This window comes from Xanthomonas sp. WHRI 10207 (assembly GCF_040202975.1).
Lineage (GTDB): Bacteria > Pseudomonadota > Gammaproteobacteria > Xanthomonadales > Xanthomonadaceae > Xanthomonas.
In genome coordinates this window covers 129,894-150,636 of sequence record NZ_JBEGDX010000008.1, presented here as the reverse complement: position 1 = coordinate 150,636, position 20,743 = coordinate 129,894, and the positions used below count along the sequence as shown (strand labels likewise).

General features: G+C 65.7%; 20 protein-coding genes. 13 read left to right on the top strand and 7 right to left on the bottom strand.

Going from position 1 to position 20,743, the window contains the following annotated elements; genetic code table 11:
* Positions 1–5: 5 nt before the first annotated feature.
* The 4 genes from ABQU90_RS20960 to ABQU90_RS20945 all read right to left on the bottom strand — a co-directional run bounded on the left by ABQU90_RS20960 (position 6) and on the right by ABQU90_RS20945 (position 5,029).
* The gene (locus tag ABQU90_RS20960; protein ID WP_323522702.1) at positions 6–2,984 is read right to left on the bottom strand and encodes a TonB-dependent receptor; all 2,979 of its coding nucleotides are present in this window, start codon (positions 2,982–2,984) and stop codon (positions 6–8) included.
* 103 nt (positions 2,985–3,087) lie between these two features.
* On the bottom strand, positions 3,088–4,110 hold the full coding sequence (locus tag ABQU90_RS20955; RefSeq protein ID WP_055852166.1) for a LacI family DNA-binding transcriptional regulator: 1,023 nt from the start codon (positions 4,108–4,110) through the stop codon (positions 3,088–3,090).
* A 344-nt stretch (positions 4,111–4,454) separates the two neighbouring features.
* A complete protein-coding gene (locus ABQU90_RS20950; RefSeq protein ID WP_115513133.1) occupies positions 4,455–4,724 on the bottom strand; it encodes a BolA family protein in 270 nt (89 codons plus the stop codon).
* A gap of 5 nt (positions 4,725–4,729) precedes the next feature.
* On the bottom strand, positions 4,730–5,029 hold the full coding sequence (locus ABQU90_RS20945; protein WP_323522701.1) for a YciI family protein: 300 nt from the start codon (positions 5,027–5,029) through the stop codon (positions 4,730–4,732).
* 367 nt (positions 5,030–5,396) lie between these two features.
* Here ABQU90_RS20945 and ABQU90_RS20940 point away from each other — a divergent pair, with 367 nt between their 5' ends.
* From ABQU90_RS20940 to ABQU90_RS20930, 3 genes are read left to right on the top strand one after another with little or no spacing between them, the layout of a single operon-like run.
* A complete protein-coding gene (locus ABQU90_RS20940) occupies positions 5,397–6,302 on the top strand; it encodes a segregation and condensation protein A (RefSeq protein ID WP_055852158.1) in 906 nt (301 codons plus the stop codon).
* Positions 6,241–7,518, top strand: coding sequence for an SMC-Scp complex subunit ScpB (gene scpB, locus ABQU90_RS20935; RefSeq protein ID WP_323522700.1), 1,278 nt, complete (start codon positions 6,241–6,243; stop codon positions 7,516–7,518). The genes ABQU90_RS20940 and scpB overlap by 62 nt, the downstream gene beginning before the upstream one ends.
* Entirely contained in the window at positions 7,511–9,160 is a 1,650-nt protein-coding gene (locus ABQU90_RS20930) for a pseudouridine synthase (protein ID WP_055852152.1), read from the top strand. Before scpB ends, ABQU90_RS20930 begins: the two co-directional genes overlap by 8 nt.
* A 199-nt stretch (positions 9,161–9,359) precedes the next feature.
* Here ABQU90_RS20930 and ABQU90_RS20925 read toward each other — a convergent pair whose 3' ends face one another.
* A complete protein-coding gene (locus tag ABQU90_RS20925) occupies positions 9,360–9,797 on the bottom strand; it encodes a hypothetical protein (RefSeq protein ID WP_055852149.1) in 438 nt (145 codons plus the stop codon).
* Between the two features lie 163 nt (positions 9,798–9,960).
* On the opposite strand from ABQU90_RS20925, the gene ABQU90_RS20920 reads away from it, so the two are divergent.
* Positions 9,961–10,731 carry a glutaminyl-peptide cyclotransferase gene (locus tag ABQU90_RS20920; RefSeq protein WP_323522699.1) on the top strand — a complete coding sequence of 257 codons (771 nt, stop codon included), beginning with the start codon at positions 9,961–9,963 and terminating at the stop codon, positions 10,729–10,731.
* Positions 10,732–10,862: 131 nt separating this feature from the next.
* On the opposite strand, the gene ABQU90_RS20915 is transcribed toward ABQU90_RS20920, so the two are convergent.
* Together ABQU90_RS20915 and ABQU90_RS20910 are read right to left on the bottom strand one after the other, a co-directional pair.
* Positions 10,863–11,663: an amidohydrolase gene (locus tag ABQU90_RS20915; protein WP_323522698.1), complete on the bottom strand. Its 801-nt coding sequence runs from the start codon at positions 11,661–11,663 to the stop codon at positions 10,863–10,865.
* 207 nt (positions 11,664–11,870) lie between these two features.
* On the bottom strand, positions 11,871–13,019 hold the full coding sequence (locus tag ABQU90_RS20910; protein ID WP_323522697.1) for a pyridoxal phosphate-dependent aminotransferase: 1,149 nt from the start codon (positions 13,017–13,019) through the stop codon (positions 11,871–11,873).
* 199 nt (positions 13,020–13,218) lie between these two features.
* Between ABQU90_RS20910 and ccmA the strand changes: the two genes are divergently transcribed.
* The 9 genes from ccmA (at position 13,219) to ABQU90_RS20865 (ending at position 20,334) form a co-directional block, all read left to right on the top strand.
* On the top strand, positions 13,219–13,863 hold the full coding sequence (gene ccmA / locus ABQU90_RS20905; protein WP_055852134.1) for a heme ABC exporter ATP-binding protein CcmA: 645 nt from the start codon (positions 13,219–13,221) through the stop codon (positions 13,861–13,863).
* Positions 13,860–14,555 carry a heme exporter protein CcmB gene (gene ccmB / locus ABQU90_RS20900; protein ID WP_039420296.1) on the top strand — a complete coding sequence of 232 codons (696 nt, stop codon included), beginning with the start codon at positions 13,860–13,862 and terminating at the stop codon, positions 14,553–14,555. The genes ccmA and ccmB overlap by 4 nt, the downstream gene beginning before the upstream one ends.
* Before the next feature lie 112 nt (positions 14,556–14,667).
* Positions 14,668–15,417: a heme ABC transporter permease CcmC gene (gene ccmC, locus ABQU90_RS20895; protein WP_323522696.1), complete on the top strand. Its 750-nt coding sequence runs from the start codon at positions 14,668–14,670 to the stop codon at positions 15,415–15,417.
* On the top strand, positions 15,414–15,584 hold the full coding sequence (locus ABQU90_RS20890) for a heme exporter protein CcmD (RefSeq protein WP_055852123.1): 171 nt from the start codon (positions 15,414–15,416) through the stop codon (positions 15,582–15,584). Before ccmC ends, ABQU90_RS20890 begins: the two co-directional genes overlap by 4 nt.
* Positions 15,581–16,039 (top strand): cytochrome c maturation protein CcmE, encoded by a 459-nt coding sequence (gene ccmE, locus ABQU90_RS20885; protein ID WP_055852120.1) that lies wholly within the window; start codon positions 15,581–15,583, stop codon positions 16,037–16,039. Before ABQU90_RS20890 ends, ccmE begins: the two co-directional genes overlap by 4 nt.
* Before the next feature lie 324 nt (positions 16,040–16,363).
* Positions 16,364–18,301, top strand: coding sequence for a heme lyase CcmF/NrfE family subunit (locus ABQU90_RS20880; protein WP_323522695.1), 1,938 nt, complete (start codon positions 16,364–16,366; stop codon positions 18,299–18,301).
* Positions 18,294–18,896, top strand: coding sequence for a DsbE family thiol:disulfide interchange protein (locus ABQU90_RS20875; protein WP_055852116.1), 603 nt, complete (start codon positions 18,294–18,296; stop codon positions 18,894–18,896). Before ABQU90_RS20880 ends, ABQU90_RS20875 begins: the two co-directional genes overlap by 8 nt.
* Positions 18,893–19,327, top strand: a complete 435-nt coding sequence (locus tag ABQU90_RS20870; RefSeq protein WP_055852113.1) for a cytochrome c-type biogenesis protein — start codon at positions 18,893–18,895, stop codon at positions 19,325–19,327. The genes ABQU90_RS20875 and ABQU90_RS20870 overlap by 4 nt, the downstream gene beginning before the upstream one ends.
* A complete protein-coding gene (locus ABQU90_RS20865) occupies positions 19,327–20,334 on the top strand; it encodes a tetratricopeptide repeat protein (RefSeq protein WP_323522693.1) in 1,008 nt (335 codons plus the stop codon). Before ABQU90_RS20870 ends, ABQU90_RS20865 begins: the two co-directional genes overlap by 1 nt.
* The last annotated feature ends 409 nt before the right edge of the window (positions 20,335–20,743 follow it).

The following is a 20,743-nucleotide window of genomic DNA, read 5'->3' as shown; positions in this document are numbered from 1 at the left end:
GCACCTCACCAGTTCAGGCCGAAGGCCAGACGGAAGGTACGCATCGGCGACGCCAGCACACCGGTCGGTGTGCCGTAAGCCGTATTCAAGTCCGACAGTGTCCCGGTATCGCCGTTAAAGTTGGCGTAGTTCACCCAATTGAACACGTTGAGGATATCCGCACGCACGTTGAATTTGACACCTGCACCGGTATCCCATTCTTTGTTGGCGGCAATGCTGAACTCCTTGTAGCCCAACGTGCCATCCGGCTTGAACTGGATGATGTCGCACTGGTCGTTGCCGGCAAGGCAATTCTGGCCGTAGCGCGCGGTCTGGCTGGCCAGCGACAGCTTGCCGGACAGCTTGACCTCATAGGGCAACTCGTAGATGCCGGTGACCACCAGGCGGTTCTTCGCGATACCGCCGGCTTCACGCCAGCCATAGTCTTCGACGCGCTCACGGTCCAGCGCGTAGTGCTCGCCGAACTGACGGTTTTCCTTGGCGTCGGAATAGGTGTAGGCCACCGTCAGGCCCCAACCGGATTCTTCGTCGAAGGGCTTTTCGATCTGCAACGCGAGCTGGTTGTTGCGGGTTTCCACACCATTGGTGCCGAGCACGATGGCGCTGTAGCCATCCGGTCCGTCGGTGGGCGCGCCCGAGGTGGTGCCCGGCTGGAAGAACGACCCATCAGGCAGGCGGTTGCCGCGCACGAACGCAAAGCCGTCGTGGCTCTCGATGCGGCTCAGGGTCACATCGGTGAACCAGTCCTGGCCCCATAGCGGCACCATGTTGCGCATGCCGATGCTGAATTGGTCGGAGTACGGGGTCTTGATGTTGTTGTCGATCAGATAGATTTCACGCCCACCGCCGCCAGCGCTGGTCGCCGCCAGTGCATCGAGCCCTTCCTGGGTCGCAAAGGACGGATTCCATGCCGTGCACGGGTCGCCCAGGCAGGCCGGGTTGTTGGCGCTGGTGAAGTAGTAGCTGTACGACTTGAAGGAGTTGTTGAGCTGCTCCAGTGCCAGGTAATCGAAGATGTTGCGGTCGTAGGCACGGCCGGCACCGCCGTAGATCACGTGGGCCTGGTCGCCGAACAGGTCGTAGGAGGCACCCAGACGCGGCTGCCAGGCATTCTTGAACGCCTTGCGGTTGTTGCCGGTGCTGATGAAGTTGTTGATGTTGTAGTTGGCGTTCTGCAGGTTCGGCCAGTTCTGCAACGCGCCGACCACATCGGACGGCGTGACGAAGTCCAGGAATGCCGGGGTTTCTTCGTAGTCGTAGCGCACGCCCAGGTTGAGGGTCCAGTGCTCGTTGACCTCCCAGTCGTCCTGCAGGTAGATGCCGTACTGCTTGTTCTTGGACACCACCGAGCCGCCACCTTCGGTCAACGGCGCGCCGAAGCGCACGCGGTACGGCGTTTCGACATCGGTGAGGATGTTGTAGTAGTACTGCGGATTGGCCGGATTGAACTGGGTCGAATCCAGATCGATGCTCTTGAACTTCACGCCCATCTTGACGGTGTGCGCGCCGTGCCATTCCAGGCTGTTCAAGGTCAGATCGTCCTGGAAGGTCCAGCCCTTCTGGCCCTTGCGCTGGAAGCTACCGCCAGCACCGGCTGACAGCACTTCGTCTTCGATGCCGCGTACCGGCGCATAACTCAGCACGTAGCCGCTGCCATTGTTGAGCGGCGCCTGGTTCCAGAACGCGCTCTCGTAGCTCAGATTGGCTTCGTTGAGGAAGTTGGCGCCGCTGTACTGCCAGCGCAGATTGGCGCGCTTTTCTTCCTGGCCATTGATGCTGCCGTGCTCGTAGGTCGAGGTGCGGCCGACGTCGTTGAGCTCGTCTTCCTTGCGGTACTTGCCGGTCAGCTCGAACAGGTTGTTGTCGCCGATGGTCCAGTCGATCTTGCCGAAGTACAGGTCTTCCTTGAACGGGGTGCTGTAGGTGGCCACCAGCGGCTGCAGCTGCGCCGGCAACTGGTCGATGCGGTCGGAATAGATCGAGCCGGGGATCACCACGTTGGGGGTGGTGTATTCCTTGGCTTCATAGGCGATGAAGAAATGCGCCTTGTCCTTGAGGATCGGGCCGCTGAAGGTGGCGCCGTACTGGGTTTCTTCAAAGTCGTCGCGCACGCCGGCCTTCTTCTCCAGCGGGCTTTCTTCGCGCCAGCCGTCATTGCTGGTGTCCCAGAAGAAGCTGCCGTGGAAATCGTTGGTGCCGGACTTGGACGAGGCCACGATGGCCGCGCCGCTGACCTGATCGAACTCGGCCTTGTAGTTGGAGGTGATGACCTTGTATTCGCCGATCGCCGACTGCGGAAACGGGTTGCCGCGGCTGGAATCCTGGCCGCTGACGCCACCGGTCAGCACGTAGTTCTTCTGGCTCACGCCGTCGATGTAAACGTTGGTGCCTTCGGCCGAGGTGGCGCCCGAGCGCACTTTGGTGGTGCCGTTTGCTTCGCGGACGAACTGCACGTTCGGCACGGTGTCGGCCAGTTCCAGGAAGTTGCGCGTGGCACGCGGCAGGTTCTGGATCTGGACGTTGGAAATGTAGGTGGCGTTTTCGGAGGTGCGCGTCTCCACCAGCACCGGCGGTGCCTTGACCTGCACCGCGTCCAGCGTGGTGGCGTTACCACCTTCGGCCATGGCCTGCTCGCCGCCAACGCCCAGGTTCAAGGTGGCCGTCTGGCCGACCTGCACGGTCACGTTCTGCGAGCTGGTCTGGCCATTGGCGGTGACGTCGATGCGGTACGAGCCCGGCGGCAGACCACCGACCGAGTAACCGCCATTGTTGACCTGCACGCTACGGGTCAGGCCGGTTGCGAGATTGGTCGCGGTTACCTGGGCCTGCGCCGCGGGCGCCGAGTCGACGGTGACCTGGCCGCGAATGGTCGCGGCAGTGCTCTGCGCAAATGCAGGCGCGGCGCCCAGAAGCAGGCAGCTGGCCAGGGCACAGCTGAGCAGCTTGCGCGCCGGGCGTGCGGAATGGGGGTGGTGGTGGCGCATTGGTCCCTCCAGGGATCGGTACAAATTGTTGTTGTGGTGTTGCAAACCAGCAGGAACGACCGCTGCGGGGGAGCAGCGGGAGCGGACAGAACGTCCGCGAAAGTCAGGGGCCGGGCTCGCCGGCACCGCAGGAAGCGCGTATCACCAGCTCGGGCGTGAGCAGTTGGCGGATACCGTCGTCATGGCCGGGCAGTTCCACCAGCCGCATCAATCGGGTCATCGCCTGCTCGCCCAGGCGCGCGATGCTGACCCGCATCGTGGTCAGCGCCGGATGGACGAAGCGTGCCAGCGGGATGTCGTCGAACCCGGCCAATGCCACATCGCCGGGTACAGACACATCGGCCTGCGCAAACGCGTACAGGCAGCCAAGCGCGGTCATGTCGTTGGCGGCAAACACCGCATCAGGCAACGTGCCCGCGGCCAGCATCGCCAACCCGGCGCGATGGCCGGAGGCTTCATCGAAGTCGCCGGCATATTCCATGCCCTGCGCCTGGTCGCCGAACCCGGCAATCGCGTCGCGGAAACCGCGCAGGCGTTCGCGCGCATCGAAATTGAGCGCCGGCCCGCCGATGAAAGCGATGCGCCGGTGGCCGGCGCGCAGTAGATGCTCGGTCATGGCCATGGCGCCGGCATGATCATCGATGCTCAGCACCGGATAACCGGCGCCGGGCAGATGCGCATTGATCAGCACCGTCGGCAGCGAAGGCGGCAGGTTATCGGTGAGAAAGCCCGGCTGCTCGGCGTAGGGAGAGAGCACCAGCAAGCCATCGACGCGTCCACGCATCGACCGCAGCGCCCTGCCCTGGGCTTCCGGGTCGCCGTGATAGCTGGACACCAGCAAGTGCTGGCCGGCAGCGCGCGCCGCGCCATCGATGCCGCGGATCAACTCGGAAAAGAATTCGCCATACAGGTCGGGCAGCACCACGCCCAGGGTCTGGGACCGCCGGCTACTCAGGCTGCGAGCTGCTGCATGCGGGCTGTAACGCAGCCGCTCGGCCACTTCCATGACCTGCCGGCGCACCGGCCCGGCAACGTTGTCGTGCCCGTTGAGCGCACGCGACACGGTAGCGACAGAGACCTGTGCTTCCCGAGCGACATCTTTGATGGTGACCGCACCCTTGGCCATTCGTGTCGCCCTCCGCGACCGACTTCCCAAAACTGGCGCGGACTGTAAGCGTTTTCATAAGCGGGCGTAAACCCCTATCTTCACACCTGTGAAAACGCTTACAGATCAAGCGCCTGCAGGTGATGGAGGTGTGAATAAATGTGCTGCGACGCAACAAATCGGCACCCACGTGTCCACAAACGAAGCAGAACGTCGATCACGTTTGGGCTGGTTGGGTTGCTGCATCGATGGGCGCGCAGGCCCTACCGACGTAGGAGCGCACCCGGGCGCGACGGGCGTTATCGATCGTGCCCGTCGCGCCCAACTGCGCTCCTGCGACGGTGGTTTGGTCCAGCGGGTTCGCTTTACCCCGCCTCGCCCGGCGCGATCGCCTCGATCGACAAGGCATGGATGTCGGTCTGCATCATCTCTCCCACCGCAGCGTAGACCGCACGGTGACGGGCCAGTGGCGGCTTGCCGGCGAACACCGCGCTGACCACCCGCACATTGAAATGTCCGCGCCCATCGCGCGCGCCGGCGTGTCCAGCATGCCGGTGGCTGTCGTCCACCACCTCCAGCTCGGTAGGCGCCAACGCCGATTGCAGCGCCTGGCGAATCCGCTCGACCCGGCTCATGGCACTCATGGCAGTACCCGGCGGAACGGCCGGACCTCCGTGCGCACGTAGACGCCCGCAGCCACATAGGGATCGGCATCGGCCCAGGCGCGCGCGTCTTCCAACACATCGAACTCGGCGATCACCACGCTGCCGCTGAAACCGGCCGGTCCCGGATCTTCCGCATCGATGGCCGGGCACGGGCCCGCTACCAGCAACCGCCCCGCCGCAGCCAGCGCCTGCAGACGCGCCAGATGCGCCGGTCGCGCCTGCTGCCGCGCGGCCAGCGCGTCGACCCCGTCATACCCTTCGATTACGTACCACACATGCCACCTCACCCAGAACTTGAAGATCGTCGCAGGGATTCTAGCCGCGTCAGCGCTGGACACCGCCCCCGCGCACGCATTACCCTTGACGCTTACTGCACACGCAACCGGACGCAGCGGCCCGTCGGCCCAGGCCCCACGCCTCATTCGACGACCGTTTCGCTGCCCACCGCCGGCTCGCGTAGACGACCTCCTCGCTGTTCCGTCGCCGCATGCCACGCGGCGCCTGATGATATGTGGATCGGCGTATGTGAATTTGTGGGATCGTGCCGAAACAGGCACGACATTGATCGCAATAACTCAAGGCAAAGCCCTGCAGGCGCGGCTCAGACCGCGGCCGGCGACCGTAAGACCCGATGTCGACCTGATGAATTCCGAACTCGCGCACGCCGCGACTCCGCCAGCCGCAAGCGCTCACCCACAGCAGCAGGAAATGCCGCTGGCGGTCGTGCATGGGCAACCGGTACTGCAGATCCCGCAGGATCTGTATATCCCGCCGGATGCGCTGGAAGTGATTCTGGATGCGTTCGAAGGTCCGCTGGATTTGTTGCTGTACCTGATCCGCCGTCAGAACCTGGACATCCTGGATATCCCGGTCGCCGAGATCACCCGGCAATACGTGGACTACATCAACGTGATGCAGGAACTGCGTTTCGAACTGGCGGCCGAATATCTGGTGATGGCCGCGATTCTGGCCGAGATCAAGTCGCGCATGCTGTTGCCGCGCCCACCCAGCCAGGAAGGCGAAGAGGACGACCCGCGCGCAGAGCTGGTGCGCCGTCTGCAGGAATACGAGCGCTTCAAGCAGGCCGCCGAAGACCTGGACACCCTGCCCCGCATGGGCCGCGACAGCGCGCCGGTGCAGGCGCATCTGCCCGAGCGTGCCGCGGTCAAGCTGCCGCCGCCGGTGGAGCTGAAAGAAATGCTGATGGCGCTGTACGACGTGCTCAAACGCGCCGAGCTGTTCACCGGCCATGCGATCAAGCGCGAGGCGCTGAGTGTGCGCCAGCGCATGGGCGATGTGCTGAGCCGCCTGGACGACGGCAAGTTCTACCGCTTCGAATCGCTGTTCACTGCCGAAGAAGGCAAGCTCGGCGTGCTGGTCACCTTCCTGGCGCTGCTCGAATTGGCCAAGGAGCAGTTGCTGGACATCGTGCAGGAGGCGCCGCTGGCGCCGATCTACGTGAAGTCGCTGGCGTTGGGCAACACCAATGCGCCGTTGCAATTCTCCAGCGAATTCGATGACAGCGACGCTGCCAACGAACCTATCTGAAGCCGATCACCGAATGGATCAAGCGCTGATCACCCGCATTATCGAAGCCGCCCTGTTGGCAAGCAGCCAGCCGCTGACGCTGGCGCAGCTGCAGGGCCTGTTTCCGGAAGAAGAGCCGGCACCGCCCGGCAGCGTCGAGCGCGCGCTGGAACTGCTGCGCGAGGGCTGCGCCGAGCGCGGCGTGGAGCTGGTCGAGGTGGCCTCGGGCTTCCGTTTCCAGGTCAAGGCCGATGTGCACGGCTGGGTCGCGCGTCTGTGGACCGAGCGCCGCACCAAGTACACCCGCGCCACCCTGGAAACCCTGGCGCTGATCGCCTACCGCCAGCCGATCACGCGTGGCGAGATCGAACAGGTGCGCGGGGTGGCGGTCAGCAGCAACATCATCCAGGCCCTGGAAGAACGCGAGTGGATCCGCGTGGTCGGCCACCGCGACGTGCCCGGCAAGCCGGCCCTGTTCGGCACCACCAAGGGCTTTCTGGATTACTTCGGGCTCAAGCGATTGGACGAGCTGCCGCCATTGTCTGAGTTGAAGGACATTGCCGAACTGGAACCGCAGCTGCCGCTGGACCGCGATGGTCAGCTGGATGGCGTGGTGCCGGCCTCGGCAGCGATGGATGCGGCGCAAGGCCAGGCCGATGCAGGGGCGTCCGACGCGGATGGTGGCACCGCCGATGCCGATGCCGCTGAGCATGCATCGGACGCGTCGAAGACGGAGACGGCGCTTGCCGCTGCGTCCGATGCAGATGCCGAAACTGCCGTTGACGCAAGCGGTAGTGCGCCGACCGACAGCGAAAGCGACTCGGACGTTGCAGCGGATTCGCATCGTTCGATTGAAACAGATAACGACATCGATACCGGCACCGATGTTGATGGCGATGTCGGCAGCGACAGCAACGACGACGACCAGGCATCCAGCGCCGACGATGCCGCCGATACAGAAGCAGCCGACGCCGGCACGGCAGACGACACCGCCGACGCGCCGAGCGACGACACACCGCACCACCCCGAGGCCTCCTCGGCGCAGCACACGCAACACACGCCAGACCCAGACAGCGCCCGCGAGGGCGACCCCGACACCGCGCCGGGCACGCGCGCGGATGCAGTGAACGAAGACGAAGACAACGCCGTCGCGACGACGACCGTGGCTGTTGACGAAGCCGATTCCGACCCAGAGGCCGACCCACAACGCGTCGGCCGGAGCCAGACACATGAGTGACACCCCCCGCAAGCTGTCGTTGAACAAGCTTTCCCTCAAGCGCGACAGCGCGCCCGAAGCGCCGAAGCTGGAAGAGCGCCTGCACAAGGTGCTGGCCCAGGCCGGCCTGGGCTCGCGCCGCGCGCTCGAGCAGCGCATTGCCGATGGCCTGATCAAGGTCAATGGCGCCGTCGCGCAGACCGGCATGTCGGTGCGCAGCGGCGACAAGATCGAGCTGGACGGCCGCAGCTTCGTGGCCAGCGCGCTGACCGAGCCCTCGCGCGTGCTGATCTACAACAAGCCCGAAGGCGAAGTGACCACGCGCGAAGATCCCGAAGGCCGCCCGACCGTATTCGAGTCGCTGCCGGCATTGAAGGGCTCGCGCTGGATCGCCATCGGCCGCCTGGACATCAACACCACTGGCCTGCTGCTGCTGACCACCGACGGTGAGTTGGCAAACGCGATGATGCACCCCTCCTACGAGGTCGAACGCGAATACGTGGTCCGCGTGCGTGCACCGGAAGGCGAAGAAAACGTCTCCGACGCCATCATCGAGCGCCTGTCGCGCGGTGTGCTGCTGGAAGACGGCGGCGCCAAGTTCGACGAAATCGACCGTATCGGCGGCACCGATTCGCACGACTGGTTCCGCGTGGTGGTCAAGGAAGGCCGCAACCGTGAAGTGCGCCGTCTGTGGGAATCGCAGGGCTGCCAGGTCAGTCGCCTCAAGCGCAGCCGCTACGGCAAAATCTCGCTGCCGCGCGAACTGCTGCGTGGGCAGTCGGTGGAAGTGGTGCAGGAAAAGGTCGACGCCCTGCGCGCCGAGCTCAAGCTCGAAGAAGGCGCGCCGTCGGCACTGACCCTGCAGCCGGTGATCGGCCAGCGTCGCGCTGCCAAGTCGACCGTGCACGTCTCGCGCGATGGCCGCAGCAATGCCTACGTCAATGGGCAAACCTCCGGCGCCGATGAAGGCCGCGAGCTGCGTCGCTTCGACAACCCGCGTGACGATCGCGGTGGCCGCGGTCGCGGCAAGCCCGGCGGTTTCAAGGGTGGTCTCACCGTCAGCGGTGAAGCAGCCGCGCGGCAGTCGCAGCAGCGCCCGTTCAAGCCGCGCGCACCCGGCAAGGGTGACCGCGCACTGCCGGATGGCAACCCGGCCGCGTTCCGTAGCTGGTATGTGCCCGATGGCGTGAGCACCGGCCCGAGCGGCCACCGCAACGCCGGCCCCAGCGGTCCTGGCACCGGCCAGGCACGTCCGTATGCCAAGAAGGGTCCGGGCGGCGCGCGTCCTGGTGCCGGCGGTCAGGGTCAAGGCCGTGGCGCTGCTGGCGGCGGCGGTGGACAAGGTCAGTCGCAGGGTCAAGGCCAGGGGCAGCGCAAGCATCCCTATGGTCACCCGGGCAATGCGCCGAGCTTCCCGTCCGATCATGCCAATCCGGGTTCCAGCCCGTATGGCGCCGCGCGTCCTGCCAGCCGCCCGAGCGGCGGCCGTCCGGCGGGTCCGGGCGGTAACCGCGGACCTGCGGCCGGCAATCGCGGCCCCGGCGGTCCGGGTGGCGGCGCGCGCGGACCGGGTGGTCCCGGTGGTGCACCGCGTGGCCCGGGCGGTCGTCCGCCCGGTGGCGGCAACCGTCGTCCGCCTGGCGGCGGCAATCGCGGCCGCTGATCCACGCTGCATGCACTAAAAAAAACGGCCCCGCGAGGGGCCGTTTTTTATTGAGGTCGACTTGGTTGCCGCTTCGATCGATGGGTCGGTGCGACCTGGTCGATCTCATAGCCAACCGCTGCCCGCAGCTGACATCGGCTGCAACGCGAGCAAGTAAACCGCATGCGGCATCGCTACCTGCTGCCAGAACTCCCGCGCATTACTTGCGGCGTTCGATCACGAAGTTGCCGACCGCAACGCCCAGGTCGACGCCTTCGCCAGTACCGGCGAGCGCGAGCGAGATATCGCCCTTGGTGACCACCTGCGCGGTGCTGGACTTGACCACGCCCGCATGCGCTTCGGCAGAGGCATAGGTGCCGAACAGGTCATTCAGACTGTAGGCACCGGAGAACGAGCCGCGGCCACCGGTGATCTTGGACTTGCCCACCGTCAGACCGCCGCCCTTGCTGGAAATCTTGACCGGAATGACCGCCCCGTTATCGCAGGTAATGGTGCCGGTACCGCTGGCGGTCTTGTAGAACACCGACCAGCCGGACAGGTTGAACTTCAGCTGGCAATCGATATTGCCGGCGGCCTGTGCCTGCGGCGCCAGCGTTGCCGCGCCAAGCAGTGCGAAAAGAGACAGTGACTTGATCATGTGTGCGTTGCCGGTGGTGGACGTGGCCGGAGACTAGCAGCGCCGATGTGGCAGCCGCGACAAGGTGGCGGCACCTCTCCAACGCGCGTTCAGCGAATCATTATCTCGGGGCCTCGCAAGGGATGGCGCTGCAGAAGCGGCCGCGCCGTGGGATCATCCGCGCATGTCACGCATCGCCCACAGACTGCTCTTCGCCGCCCTGTTGCTGCCGTCGCTCGCGCATTGCGGCGAGACGATTCCGACCCAGGGGTATACCGTCGTCAATCGTTATCCGCACGACACCGCCGCCTTTACCGAAGGCCTGTTCTATCTCAACGGGCATCTGTACGAGAGCACCGGCGAGCTGGGCCACTCCAGCGTGCGCAAGGTCGAGCTGGAAACCGGCCGCGTGCTGCAGCAGGCCGATACGCCAGCGCCCTACTACGGCGAAGGCATCGTGGCCTGGGGCGACCGGCTGATTCAGTTGACCTGGCGTAACCAGCGGGGCTTCGTCTACGACCTGGCCACGCTGACACCGCGCTCGCACTTCGCCTACGCCGGCGAAGGCTGGGCGCTGACCAGCGACAACCGCAGCCTGTACATGAGCGATGGCACTGCCCGCATCCGCCGGCTGGACCCGCAAACGCTGCAGCAGACCGGCACCATCAAGGTCACCGCCGGTGGCAAGCCGTTGGACAATCTCAACGAACTGGAATGGGTCAAGGGCGAGTTGTGGGCCAATGTCTGGCTCACCACCCGCATCGCACGGATCGACCCGGCCAGCGGCAAGGTGATCGGCTGGATCGACTTGAAGGCACTGGTTCCCGATGCCGACACCTTGACCGACCCCAGCAACGATGTGCTCAACGGCATCGCCTACGACGCCGAGCACGATCGGCTATTCGTCACCGGCAAGCGTTGGCCGCAGCTTTACGAAATCCGGCTGGCTGAGTAGCGGGGATTGGGGATTGGATAGTCGGGGTTGGGGATTGGGGGTTGGCGTAAGCGATACTGGCGCAGGCGGCAGCATGCGCGCTGTGGCGAATCCCTACTCTCTCATTCCTAATCCCGACCGCCGACTCCGCCCTACTCCGTCAACGAAAACGTATCCGCATCCAGCATTGCCGGGAAGCGGGCGCGATGCTCGGCGAGTGCGGCGGCACTGAGGATGGTGGTGACCACCTGCGGCTGCTCGCGGATTTCCACCTGCGGCTGGCCGAGAAAATCGATCACTGCGCTGTCGCCGGCGTAATGCAGCTGATTGCCATCGATACCGACGCGGTTGACCGCTGCCACAAAGCACAGGTTTTCGATAGCACGTGCGCGCAACAGCGTCTTCCATGCATACGCGCGCGCAGACGGCCAGTTGGCGACGAACAATTGCAGATCGAAATCCAGCTGGCCCGGCCGCTCGACATCGAAGCGATTGCGGCAGAACACCGGAAAGCGTAGGTCGTAGCACACCTGCGGATTGATCCGCCAACCCTTCCAGTCCACGCACAGGCGATCGCGCCCGGCCGCATAACGCAGGTGCTCGTTGCCGAAGCGGAACAGATGACGCTTGTCGTAATACTGCAGCGCCCCGTCCGGCGTGGCCCACAGCAGCCGGTTGAACACGCCTTCGGGCGTGCGTAATTGCACGCTACCGGTAACTGCCGCGCCCAGCCGCGCCGACTGAGCACGCACCCACTCAACGGTCGGCCCATCCATGCCTTCGGCCTTGTCGATGGCCTCGTTGGAGAACCCGCTGGTGAAGGTCTCCGGCAGGATCACCAGATCGGTCTGCCCGGCCAACGGCTGCAGCAACGCAGCGTAATAATCGCGATTGCCGGCCGGATCATGCCAACGGGTATCGCCTTGGATCAGGGAGATGCGCAGGTCGTGCATAGGAGGCTCGGGAATGGGGAGTCGGGAATCGAGAATGGGTAGAGCGGGTGTGGTGGTGTCTGTGCGCTATGTGGGTGACAACGTCAAAGGGGCGAGAAGGACACCAGCAACGCGCTCACGATTCCCTGTTCCGGGCCGGCAGGAATCGAGAAGGATTCCAGTAACGCTCTTACCGATTCCCCAATCCCGATTCCCGATTCCCGGCCCTCAGAGCTTCTGCAAGCGTTCGATCGCCGCATCCAATGTCGCGTCGTTCTTGGCAAAGCACAGCCGTGCCAGTCGCTGACCGGCCGGTGCCTGTTCGTAGAACGGCGAGAGCGGAATCGCGGCCACGCCCTTTTCGATCGTCAGCCACTTCACGAATTCGGTATCGGGCAGATCGCTGATGGCCGAATAGTCCACCAGCTGGAAATAGCCGCCGGGCACCGGCAGCGGTATCAGGCGCGTGGTCAGCAGCTGTTCGCGGAAGCGGTCGCGCTTGGCCTGATAGAACGCGCCAAGCTGCTCGTCGTGCTCGGGCTCGTCGCGGATCATCGCGGCGAACGCGTGCTGCGCCGGGCCGAAGCTGGTGAAGGTGTTGTACTGATGCACCTTGCGGAATTCGGCGGTGAGCGCCGGCGGTGCGATGGCATAGCCGATCTTCCAGCCGGTGCAGTGGTAAGTCTTGCCGAAACTGGAAATCACGAACGCGCGCTCGCGCAGTTCCGGCCAGCGCAACACCGATTCGTGGCGGCGACCGTCGAACACGATGTGCTCGTAGACTTCGTCGGACAGCAAGAAGATTTCGGTGCCGCGCAGCAGTTCGGTCAGCGTCTGCATGTCCTCGGCCGAGAGCATCGCGCCGGACGGGTTGTGCGGCGAGTTGATCATCAGCAGTCGCGTCTTCGGCGTGATCGCCGCGCGCAGCGCCTGCCAATCGACCGCAAACGTCTGCGGGTGCAGCGCTACATGCACCGCGCGCGCGCCGGCCAGATCGATCGCCGGCTCATAGCAGTCGTAGGCCGGGTCCAGCACGATGACTTCTTCGCCGGCCCGTACCACGGCGTGAATGGCATTGAAGATCGCTTCGGTGGCGCCGCTGGTAACGGTGATTTCGGTGTCGGCGTCGACCTGTGCGCCGTAGCAGCGCTGGGCCTTGCCGGCGATGGCCTGCCGCAGCGACGCAACACCGGTCATCGGCGGGTACTGGTTGTGGCCGGCGCGCATGGCCGCTGCCAGCTCATCAACCAGGCGCTGCGGCACCGGGAAATCGGGAAAGCCCTGTCCCAGGTTGACCGCTCCGTGTTCGGCCGCCAGCTGCGACATGACGGTGAAGATGGTGGTGCCCACCTTGGGCAGCTTGGTCGTGAGGGGCATCGTGCCTGTCCGGAACAAGAAACGGGGGACCGCGAGTGTACGCAAAGCGGCCGTGCGGTTGGGCCAGGCTCACCGCAAAACAGCGTTCCCGGACACATCGCGCCGCTGCGGTGCGCCCGTGCCGCGGCCATCGTCGCTACAATGCGCGCCCTGTCCCGCCCTTCCCCATGCCGTCCTGCGACGGGAGCCCGCTGCGCCGATGATCGAACCGCTGCACACTGCGCCCCCGCTGCTGGCGGCGCGCGCGCTGGCCTTCAGCCGCAATGAGGAGCCGGTCTTCGGCCCGCTGGATTTCCATGTCGATGCCGGCGAAGCCCTGCTGGTGCAGGGCGACAACGGCGCCGGCAAGACCACCTTGCTGCGGGTGCTGGCCGGCCTGCTGCATGTGGAACACGGCGAAATCCAGATCGACGGCAAGACCGCCCGGCGCAGCGACCGCAGTCGCTTCATGGCCTACCTGGGGCACCTGCCCGGCCTGAAAGCCGATCTGAGCACCCTGGAAAACCTGCACTTTCTGTGTGGCCTGCATGGCCGGCGGGCCAAGCAGATGCCCGGCAGCGCGCTGGCCATCGTGGGCCTGGCCGGCTACGAAGATGCCCTGGTGCGGCAGTTGTCGGCCGGGCAACGCAAACGGCTGGCACTGGCGCGGCTATGGTTGTCGCCTGCGCCGTTGTGGCTGCTGGACGAGCCCTACGCCAACCTAGATCTGGACGGCATCACCTTGGTCAACCGGATGATCTCCGCGCATCTGCGCGGTGGCGGCGCGGCGCTGGTCACCACGCATGGCGCCTACGCGGCCCCGCCGGTGCGCACCCGCATGCTCACCCTGGAGGCCGCAGCATGAGCACGCCGTCGCCACAACCGTCGTTGCTGCAGGCCGCGCGCGCACTGCTGCGTCGCGATCTGCAATTGCTGTGGCGCCGTCGCAGCGACGCGCTGCAGCCGGCCTTGTTCGCGCTGCTGATCGTGGTGTTGTTTGCGCTGGGCCTGGGTGGCCGCCCGGACCTGCTGGCGCAGGCCGCGCCGGCGGTGCTGTGGCTGTCGGTGCTGCTGGCCGGCCTGCTGTCGCTGGACGCGCTGTTCCGCAGCGACGTGGAAGACGGCTCGATGGAGCAATGGTTGCTGGCACCGGTGCCGCTGGCGTGGTTGATCGCCGTGCGCGTGCTGCTGCATTGGGCGACCAGCGCCTTGCCGCTGATCGCAGTGACGCCGTTACTGGGCGAATTGCTGCACCTGCCACATGACCAATTGCCGGTGCTGCTGGCATCGTTGGCATTGGGTACTCCGTTACTGAGTCTGCTCGGCGCAGTGGTTGCGGCACTGACGGTGACGATGAAACGCTCTGGTATTCTCGTGGCGTTGCTGGCGTTGCCGCTGTATGTGCCGGTGCTGGTGTTCGGTGCCGGCAGCGTTGCGGCCAGCGGGCAAGGACAGGATGCGGTGGGTGCGTTGTTGTTGTTGGGCGCCGGATTGGTGATCGGCATTGTGCTGGCACCGTTGGCGGCAGCGGCGGCGATCCGGATTTCGCTCAGCTGATCGATGTTGCAGATGCGCCATTGATGGGACACCGTAAGTCGTTCGGCGGTGTCGTACCGAGAGCTGTCTCCATGCAAAAAGCCATCGCCACGCCAAGAGCCATCGCCATCGCATGAACGTCGTCGTCCGCTGGTTCCACCAAGTCGCCTCACCTCCGATCTTCGACCGATTTACCGCGCGCTGGGCGCCGTGGTGCTACGCGCTGGCGGCATTGCTGCTGGGCACAGGCATGTGGCAGGCGCTGTTTGCGGTGCCGGCTGACTACCAGCAAGGCGACAGCTTCCGCATTCTCTACATCCATGTGCCGAGCGCGTGGATGAGCTTGTTCGTGTTCGGGCTGATGGCGGTGTATGCGGCGATCGCGCTGATCTGGCGCATCAAGGTGTGCGAGATCCTGGCGATGGCATGCGCGCCGATCGGCGCGGCATTCACCGTGATCACGTTGCTCACCGGCAGCATATGGGGCAAGCCGATGTGGGGCGCCTGGTGGGACTGGGACCCGCGCCTGACCACCGAACTGATTTTGCTGTTCTTGTATCTGGGTGTGATCGGCCTGTATCACGCCATCGACGACCGTCGTCAGGCGGCACGTGCGGCCGCGTTGCTGGCGATCGTCGGTGTGGCGCTGCTGCCGGTGATCCGCTATTCGGTGGTGTGGTGGAACTCGCTGCATCAGGGTCAGAGCATTCGGCTGCTCGGCCCGTCCACCATCGATGCCAGCATGCTGCTGCCGCTGTGGTTGATGGTGATCGGCACCAAGTTCTGGTTCGCCGGGTCGCTGCTGACCCGCGCGCGCGCCGACAACCTGCGCCGCGAGGCCGGCAAGGCCTGGATCGTGCGCGATGCCGAGGGCGCGGCATGAGCTATCTGCCTTACGTGATCGCCGCCTACGCGGTGTTTGTGCTGGTGCTGCTGTGGGACCTGATCGCCGGCCGCTGGCAGGTGCGTCGCGCCTTGAAGATCGCGCAGGCGCGCCGCCTGCGCGAGCGCAAGCGCACGGTGCCCAGCGATGCGGAGCTGACCCGATGAACCCGCAACGTCGTCGCCGGCTGTGGCTGGTGCTGGCGCTGGTGCTGGCCGCCGGGCTGGCGACCACGTTGGTGGCGATGGCCTTGCAGCGCAACGTGGCGTATCTGTACACGCCGTCGGAGGTGTTGCGCGGCGATGCCGGCGACCACGCCCGGTTCCGGCTCGGCGGCATGGTCGAAAAAGGCTCATTCAAACGCGCCTCCGGTTCGCTGGAAGCGCAGTTCCGCGTCACCGACGGCGATGCGCAGCTGGCGGTGCGTTATGACCGCATCCTGCCGGACCTGTTCCGCGAGGGTCAGGCCGTGGTCGCCACCGGTCGTATGCAGCAAGGCGTGTTCGTAGCCGAAGACGTGCTGGCCAAACACGATGAAACCTATATGCCGAAGGAAGTGGCCGACAAGATGGGCAGCGCGCATCGCAAGCACCAGGTTGCCCCAGGCAAGGTGACGCAGTGACGGTCGGAAGCAGTGGCGGCAGACCGGATCACCGGCAAGCGCAGGCAAGTGAGAGCCCTGACATCGGCGCGGATCGTGCCGCGTTGATGGCTTACCCGTCTTTGATGCTGTCGCTCCAGTTCCGCCAGGCAGCACGCCGCCGCGCGGCCGCGCACGCCAAGCAACCTGGCACCGCGACAGGAGCTGCGTGTTCCAACAACGAACATGACACCACGATAGGAAACACCTGTTCCGGTAACGCCCCTGTGTCCGGCCTGCTCCGGTTCTTGATTGCCGGTTCGCGGCAGCGGTCTACGAGTCTCTGCTCCCAATCCCGAGCTCCCCATGCTTCCTGAGCTCGGCACCTTTCTGCTGGTCCTGGCCCTGCTGGTCGCGCTGGTGCAGGCCGCATTGCCGCTGGCTGGCGCGCAGCGCGGGCGCCGCAACTGGATGGCGGTGGCGCGCCCGGCAGCATTGGTGCAGCTGGGCCTGATCGCCGCGGCCTTCGCGCTGCTGACGCATGCGTTCTTGGTGCAGGACTTTTCGGTGCGCTATGTCGCCGAAAATTCCAACAGCCTGTTGCCGGTGATCTACCGCTACTCGGCGGTGTGGGGCGCGCACGAAGGCTCGCTGCTGCTGTGGACGTTGGTGCTGGCGCTGTGGACCGGCGCGGTGGCGCTGTGGTCGCGGCAGTTGCCGGCGCAGGTGATCGCACGCGTGCTGGGGGTGATGGCACTGATCAGCATCGGCTTCCTTGCGTTTTTGTTGTTCACCTCCAATCCGTTCGCGCGGCTGCTGCCGGTGCCGCTGGAAGGCGCCGACCTCAATCCGCTGCTGCAGGACCCGGGGCTGATCATCCATCCGCCGATGTTGTACTGCGGCTACGTCGGCTTTGCGGTGCCGTTCGCCTTTGCCATCGCCGCGCTGCTGGAAGGCCGCATGGATGCGCGCTGGCTGCGCTGGACGCGGCCGTGGACGAATGTGGCGTGGTCGATGCTCACCGTTGGCATCGCACTGGGCAGTTGGTGGGCGTATTACGAACTCGGCTGGGGCGGTTGGTGGTTCTGGGACCCGGTGGAAAACGCCAGTTTCATGCCGTGGCTGGTCGGCACCGCGTTGCTGCATTCGCAAGCGGTCACCGAAAAACGCGGCAGCTTCGCCAGCTGGACCTTGCTGCTGGCCATTGCGGCATTTGCGTTGTCGTTGCTGGGGACCTTTCTGGTGCGCTCGGGCGTGCTGACCAGCGTGCATTCGTTCGCTGCCGACCCGTCGCGCGGGCTGTTCATCCTGGTGTTTCTGCTGATCGTGGTCGGTGGCGCATTGCTGCTGTACGTCCTGCGCGCGCCGGGCATGTCCGCCGGCAACGACCCGCGCCGCGCGTTTGCCGGCAGCTCGCGCGAAACCTTGCTGCTGTTGAACAACCTGCTACTCACCTGCGCCTGCGCGATGGTGCTGCTGGGCACGCTGTATCCGTTGCTGGCCGATGCGCTGGGCCTGGGCAAGCTGTCGGTGGGCCCGCCCTACTTCGGCACCTTGTTTGTGGTGTTGATGGCGCCGCTGGTGGCGCTGCTGCCGTTCGGCCCGCTCACCCGCTGGCAGCGTGAGCAGGCGTCGCGGCCGCTGGCGATGCTGGCACCGTGGGCAGGCCTGGCGCTTGCCGCAGGCGTGCTGGCCTGGTTCATGGCGCCGCAAGGGCAGCTCAAAGCCGCCATCGGCGTGGCCGGCGCGGCGTGGGTGATGCTTGGCACGGCGCGCTTTCTGTGGACCCGCCGCGCGGCCAAGGGGCGCAAGTTCACTGCCGAAATGCTGGGCATGGTGCTGGCGCATCTGGGCGTTGCGGTGTTTCTGGCCGGTGCCTTGCTGGTGGAGTCGCTAAGCCTGCAACGCGAAGTCGCGCTGGCGCCGGGCCAGCAGGTGCAGATTGGCCGCTACGCACTGCACTTCGACACCGTGGAAGAACTGCGCGGGCCCAACTACGTCTCCGACCGCGCCAACCTGCAGGTATTCAAGGACGATGCGCCGGTGGGCGTGCTGCATGCAGAAAAACGGCGTTATGCCAGCGGCGGGCAGACCTTGACCGAGGCGGCGATCCGCCCCGGCCCGTTCGGCGACCTGTATGTCGCGCTTGGCGAACCGCTGGGCAATCAGGCCTGGGCGGTGCGCGTCCACCTCAAACCGTTCGTCCGCTGGATCTGGCTGGGGGCGTTGCTGATGGCGCTCGGTGGCTTGGTCACCGCGGCCGACCGGCGTTTTCGTCGTTCTCCGGAGATCCAAGATGGTTGAGTCACGTTCGCCCCGCTTGCCCACTGCCGTACTCGTGGGGGCCATCGTGCTGCTGCTCGCACTTGCAGCGCTGCTGGTCTACGCGGTGGTGCGCTCCGGTCAGGGCGATCGCGATGCCCTCCCCTCGGCCCTGATCGGCAAACCAGCGCCGGAGTTCGCGCTGCCGCTGCTGCACGACCCCAGCATCGTGGTGCATGCGCGCGAGCTACGCGGCGCGCCGTACATCATCAACGTGTGGGGCAGCTGGTGCCCGGCCTGCCGCGAAGAACACCCGGTATTGAGTCGCTTTGCGCTGACCAAGCGCGTGCGCGTGATCGGCTACAACTGGAAGGACGAGCGCGCCGATGCCTTGCGCTGGCTTGAGCAGCTGGGCAACCCGTATCTGCTGGTGGTCGCAGACAAGGACGGGCGCACCGCCATCGACTTCGGCATCGCTGCCGCGCCGGAAACCTTTCTGGTCGACGGGCGCGGCGTGGTGCGCTGGAAATACAGCGGCATGCTCACCCAGTCCATCATCGACACCCAGTTGATTCCGATGCTGAGCAAGATCGAGCGCTCGCCCACCGCCGCACCGGACCTGCACGCCCCCCAATGATGCGCGCCTGGCTGCTCACGCTGCTGCTATTGCCCTGGCTGGCCCTGGCCCAGCCGGTCGGCGATCCGTCACCGCTGCAATACCGCTCGGCGGCCGAAGAAGCGCGCTTCCATGCGCTGACCGCAGAGCTGCGTTGCGTGCAGTGCCAGAACCAGTCGCTGGCCGATTCCAACGCGCAGATTGCGCAGGACCTGCGTCGCGAGGTACTGGCCTTGATGCACGAAGGCCGCAGCGATGCGCAGATACGGCAGTTTCTGGTCGCCCGCTATGGCGAGTTCGTGCTGTATCGCCCGCAGGTGGAATCGCGCACCTGGCTGCTGTGGTTCGGCCCGTTGCTGGTGTTGCTGCTGGGCGGGGTGGTGGTGATGGTTGTGGTGCGTCGACGCAGCGCTGCGGCGCCCGCGTTGCCCGCCGATGAGCAGGAGTGGTGATGGTCGGCTTTGTCCTTGCGGTTGCGGTGGTCGCGCTGCTTGCCTTCGGCGTGGCGCTGCGCCCGCTGTGGCGCGAAGCACGCGGTGTCACCGCCAGCGTTGCGGTGCTGTTGCTGGCCGCAAGCGCGGCGCTGTACTGGCTGGTCGGCACACCGTCGGCGATCGAACAGGTGGCCGATCGCCCGACCACGCCACGCACCCTGGACGAAGCCATCGTGCAGCTGCGCACCGCCCTGGCGCGCAACCCCGATCAGGCCGAAGGATGGGTGTTGCTGGGGCGCTCGTTGTCCAGCCAGCAGAAATTCGCCGAGGCCAGCGACGCGTTTGCGCGCGCGGTGGCGCTGCGCCCGGACGAGCCGGACGTGCTGGTGGCAGCCGCGCAGTCGCGCATGCTCTCCGACGACAGCGGCCGCCCGGACCCGGAGGCGATGCGTCTGCTCGAACACGCGCTGGTGGTGCAACCGGACCATCAGCGCGCACGCTGGTTTCTCGGCGTGGTGCAGCGTCAGGCCGGTCAACCGGCCAAGGCCAGCGCAACCTGGGAGCCGTTACTGAGCGTGGTCGACGCCGCCACCCGGCCCGGCCTGCTCGAACAGATCAACGCTGCGCGGCAGGAAGCCAAACTTGCGCCGCTGACAACCTCGCCCACCGCCGACACATATGCCGGCAAGCGCATCAGCGTGCGCGTGTCGCTGGATGCGGCGTTCGCGCAGCGTGCCGGCCTGCCTGGCGACACCAGCGTATTCGTGATCGCACGCGCAGCCGGCACGCCGATGCCGGTTGCGGTGGAAAAGCACACGCTAAGCGAGCTGCCGTTGACCATCACCCTGGACGATGGCGACAGCCCGATGCCGACGCGTGCGCTGTCGTCGCTGGATACCGTGCAAGTGCTGGCGCGGCTATCGCGCAGCGGCAACGCCATGCGCCAGGCCGACGATGTGGAAAGCGCACCGGTGACGGTGGAGTTGCCGGCCAAGGCGGATGTGGAGTTGGTAATCGGGCGCTGATTGCTCGCCACGTACAGCATTCCATGCCAGCACCTGCACACCGACCGTCTCGACTGGTCCTTGCACACTCACCGTCGCAGACCTTACTTGGCATGGATGCGGCGTACTTGCAGCCTGTCCTGCGATGGTGAGCGGGCAAGGGCCCTGCAGCAAAATGCGAAGAAGTCGAGGGCGCGGTGCCCTCACCGCTCGCGGGACACGCCGTAAACCCATCCCTGGGGGCTCGATGGCGGCATCCATGCCGCCAACGGTCCCGCAATCGGCGAGGACACCGCACCAAATAGTTCGCTGGTGGTTTGTTGAAGAGCGAGCAAACCGGGCCGGACATTTACCAACTGCTCTGTTGATAGTCTGCGCATCGACCGTCTCGACTGGTCCTTGCCCGCTCACCGTCGCGGGACCCTTGGCG

Bases quoted from the DNA above. Each gene is read 5' to 3' on its own strand.
- ABQU90_RS20865 (WP_323522693.1), top strand. From the start codon at position 19,327: ATGGTCGGCTTTGTCCTTGCGGTTGCGGTGGTCGCGCTGCTTGCCTTC.
- ccmA (WP_055852134.1), top strand. From the start codon at position 13,219: ATGATCGAACCGCTGCACACTGCGCCCCCGCTGCTGGCGGCGCGCGCG.
- ABQU90_RS20920 (WP_323522699.1), top strand. From the start codon at position 9,961: ATGTCACGCATCGCCCACAGACTGCTCTTCGCCGCCCTGTTGCTGCCG.
- ABQU90_RS20955 (WP_055852166.1), bottom strand. From the start codon at position 4,110: ATGGCCAAGGGTGCGGTCACCATCAAAGATGTCGCTCGGGAAGCACAG.
- ABQU90_RS20960 (WP_323522702.1), bottom strand. From the start codon at position 2,984: ATGCGCCACCACCACCCCCATTCCGCACGCCCGGCGCGCAAGCTGCTC.
- ABQU90_RS20880 (WP_323522695.1), top strand. From the start codon at position 16,364: ATGCTTCCTGAGCTCGGCACCTTTCTGCTGGTCCTGGCCCTGCTGGTC.
- ABQU90_RS20875 (WP_055852116.1), top strand. From the start codon at position 18,294: ATGGTTGAGTCACGTTCGCCCCGCTTGCCCACTGCCGTACTCGTGGGG.
- ABQU90_RS20890 (WP_055852123.1), top strand. From the start codon at position 15,414: ATGAGCTATCTGCCTTACGTGATCGCCGCCTACGCGGTGTTTGTGCTG.
- ccmC (WP_323522696.1), top strand. From the start codon at position 14,668: ATGAACGTCGTCGTCCGCTGGTTCCACCAAGTCGCCTCACCTCCGATC.
- ccmE (WP_055852120.1), top strand. From the start codon at position 15,581: ATGAACCCGCAACGTCGTCGCCGGCTGTGGCTGGTGCTGGCGCTGGTG.
- ABQU90_RS20915 (WP_323522698.1), bottom strand. From the start codon at position 11,663: ATGCACGACCTGCGCATCTCCCTGATCCAAGGCGATACCCGTTGGCAT.
- ABQU90_RS20925 (WP_055852149.1), bottom strand. From the start codon at position 9,797: ATGATCAAGTCACTGTCTCTTTTCGCACTGCTTGGCGCGGCAACGCTG.
- ABQU90_RS20910 (WP_323522697.1), bottom strand. From the start codon at position 13,019: ATGCCCCTCACGACCAAGCTGCCCAAGGTGGGCACCACCATCTTCACC.
- ccmB (WP_039420296.1), top strand. From the start codon at position 13,860: ATGAGCACGCCGTCGCCACAACCGTCGTTGCTGCAGGCCGCGCGCGCA.
- ABQU90_RS20950 (WP_115513133.1), bottom strand. From the start codon at position 4,724: ATGAGCCGGGTCGAGCGGATTCGCCAGGCGCTGCAATCGGCGTTGGCG.
- ABQU90_RS20930 (WP_055852152.1), top strand. From the start codon at position 7,511: ATGAGTGACACCCCCCGCAAGCTGTCGTTGAACAAGCTTTCCCTCAAG.
- scpB (WP_323522700.1), top strand. From the start codon at position 6,241: ATGCGCCGTTGCAATTCTCCAGCGAATTCGATGACAGCGACGCTGCCA.
- ABQU90_RS20940 (WP_055852158.1), top strand. From the start codon at position 5,397: ATGAATTCCGAACTCGCGCACGCCGCGACTCCGCCAGCCGCAAGCGCT.
- ABQU90_RS20870 (WP_055852113.1), top strand. From the start codon at position 18,893: ATGATGCGCGCCTGGCTGCTCACGCTGCTGCTATTGCCCTGGCTGGCC.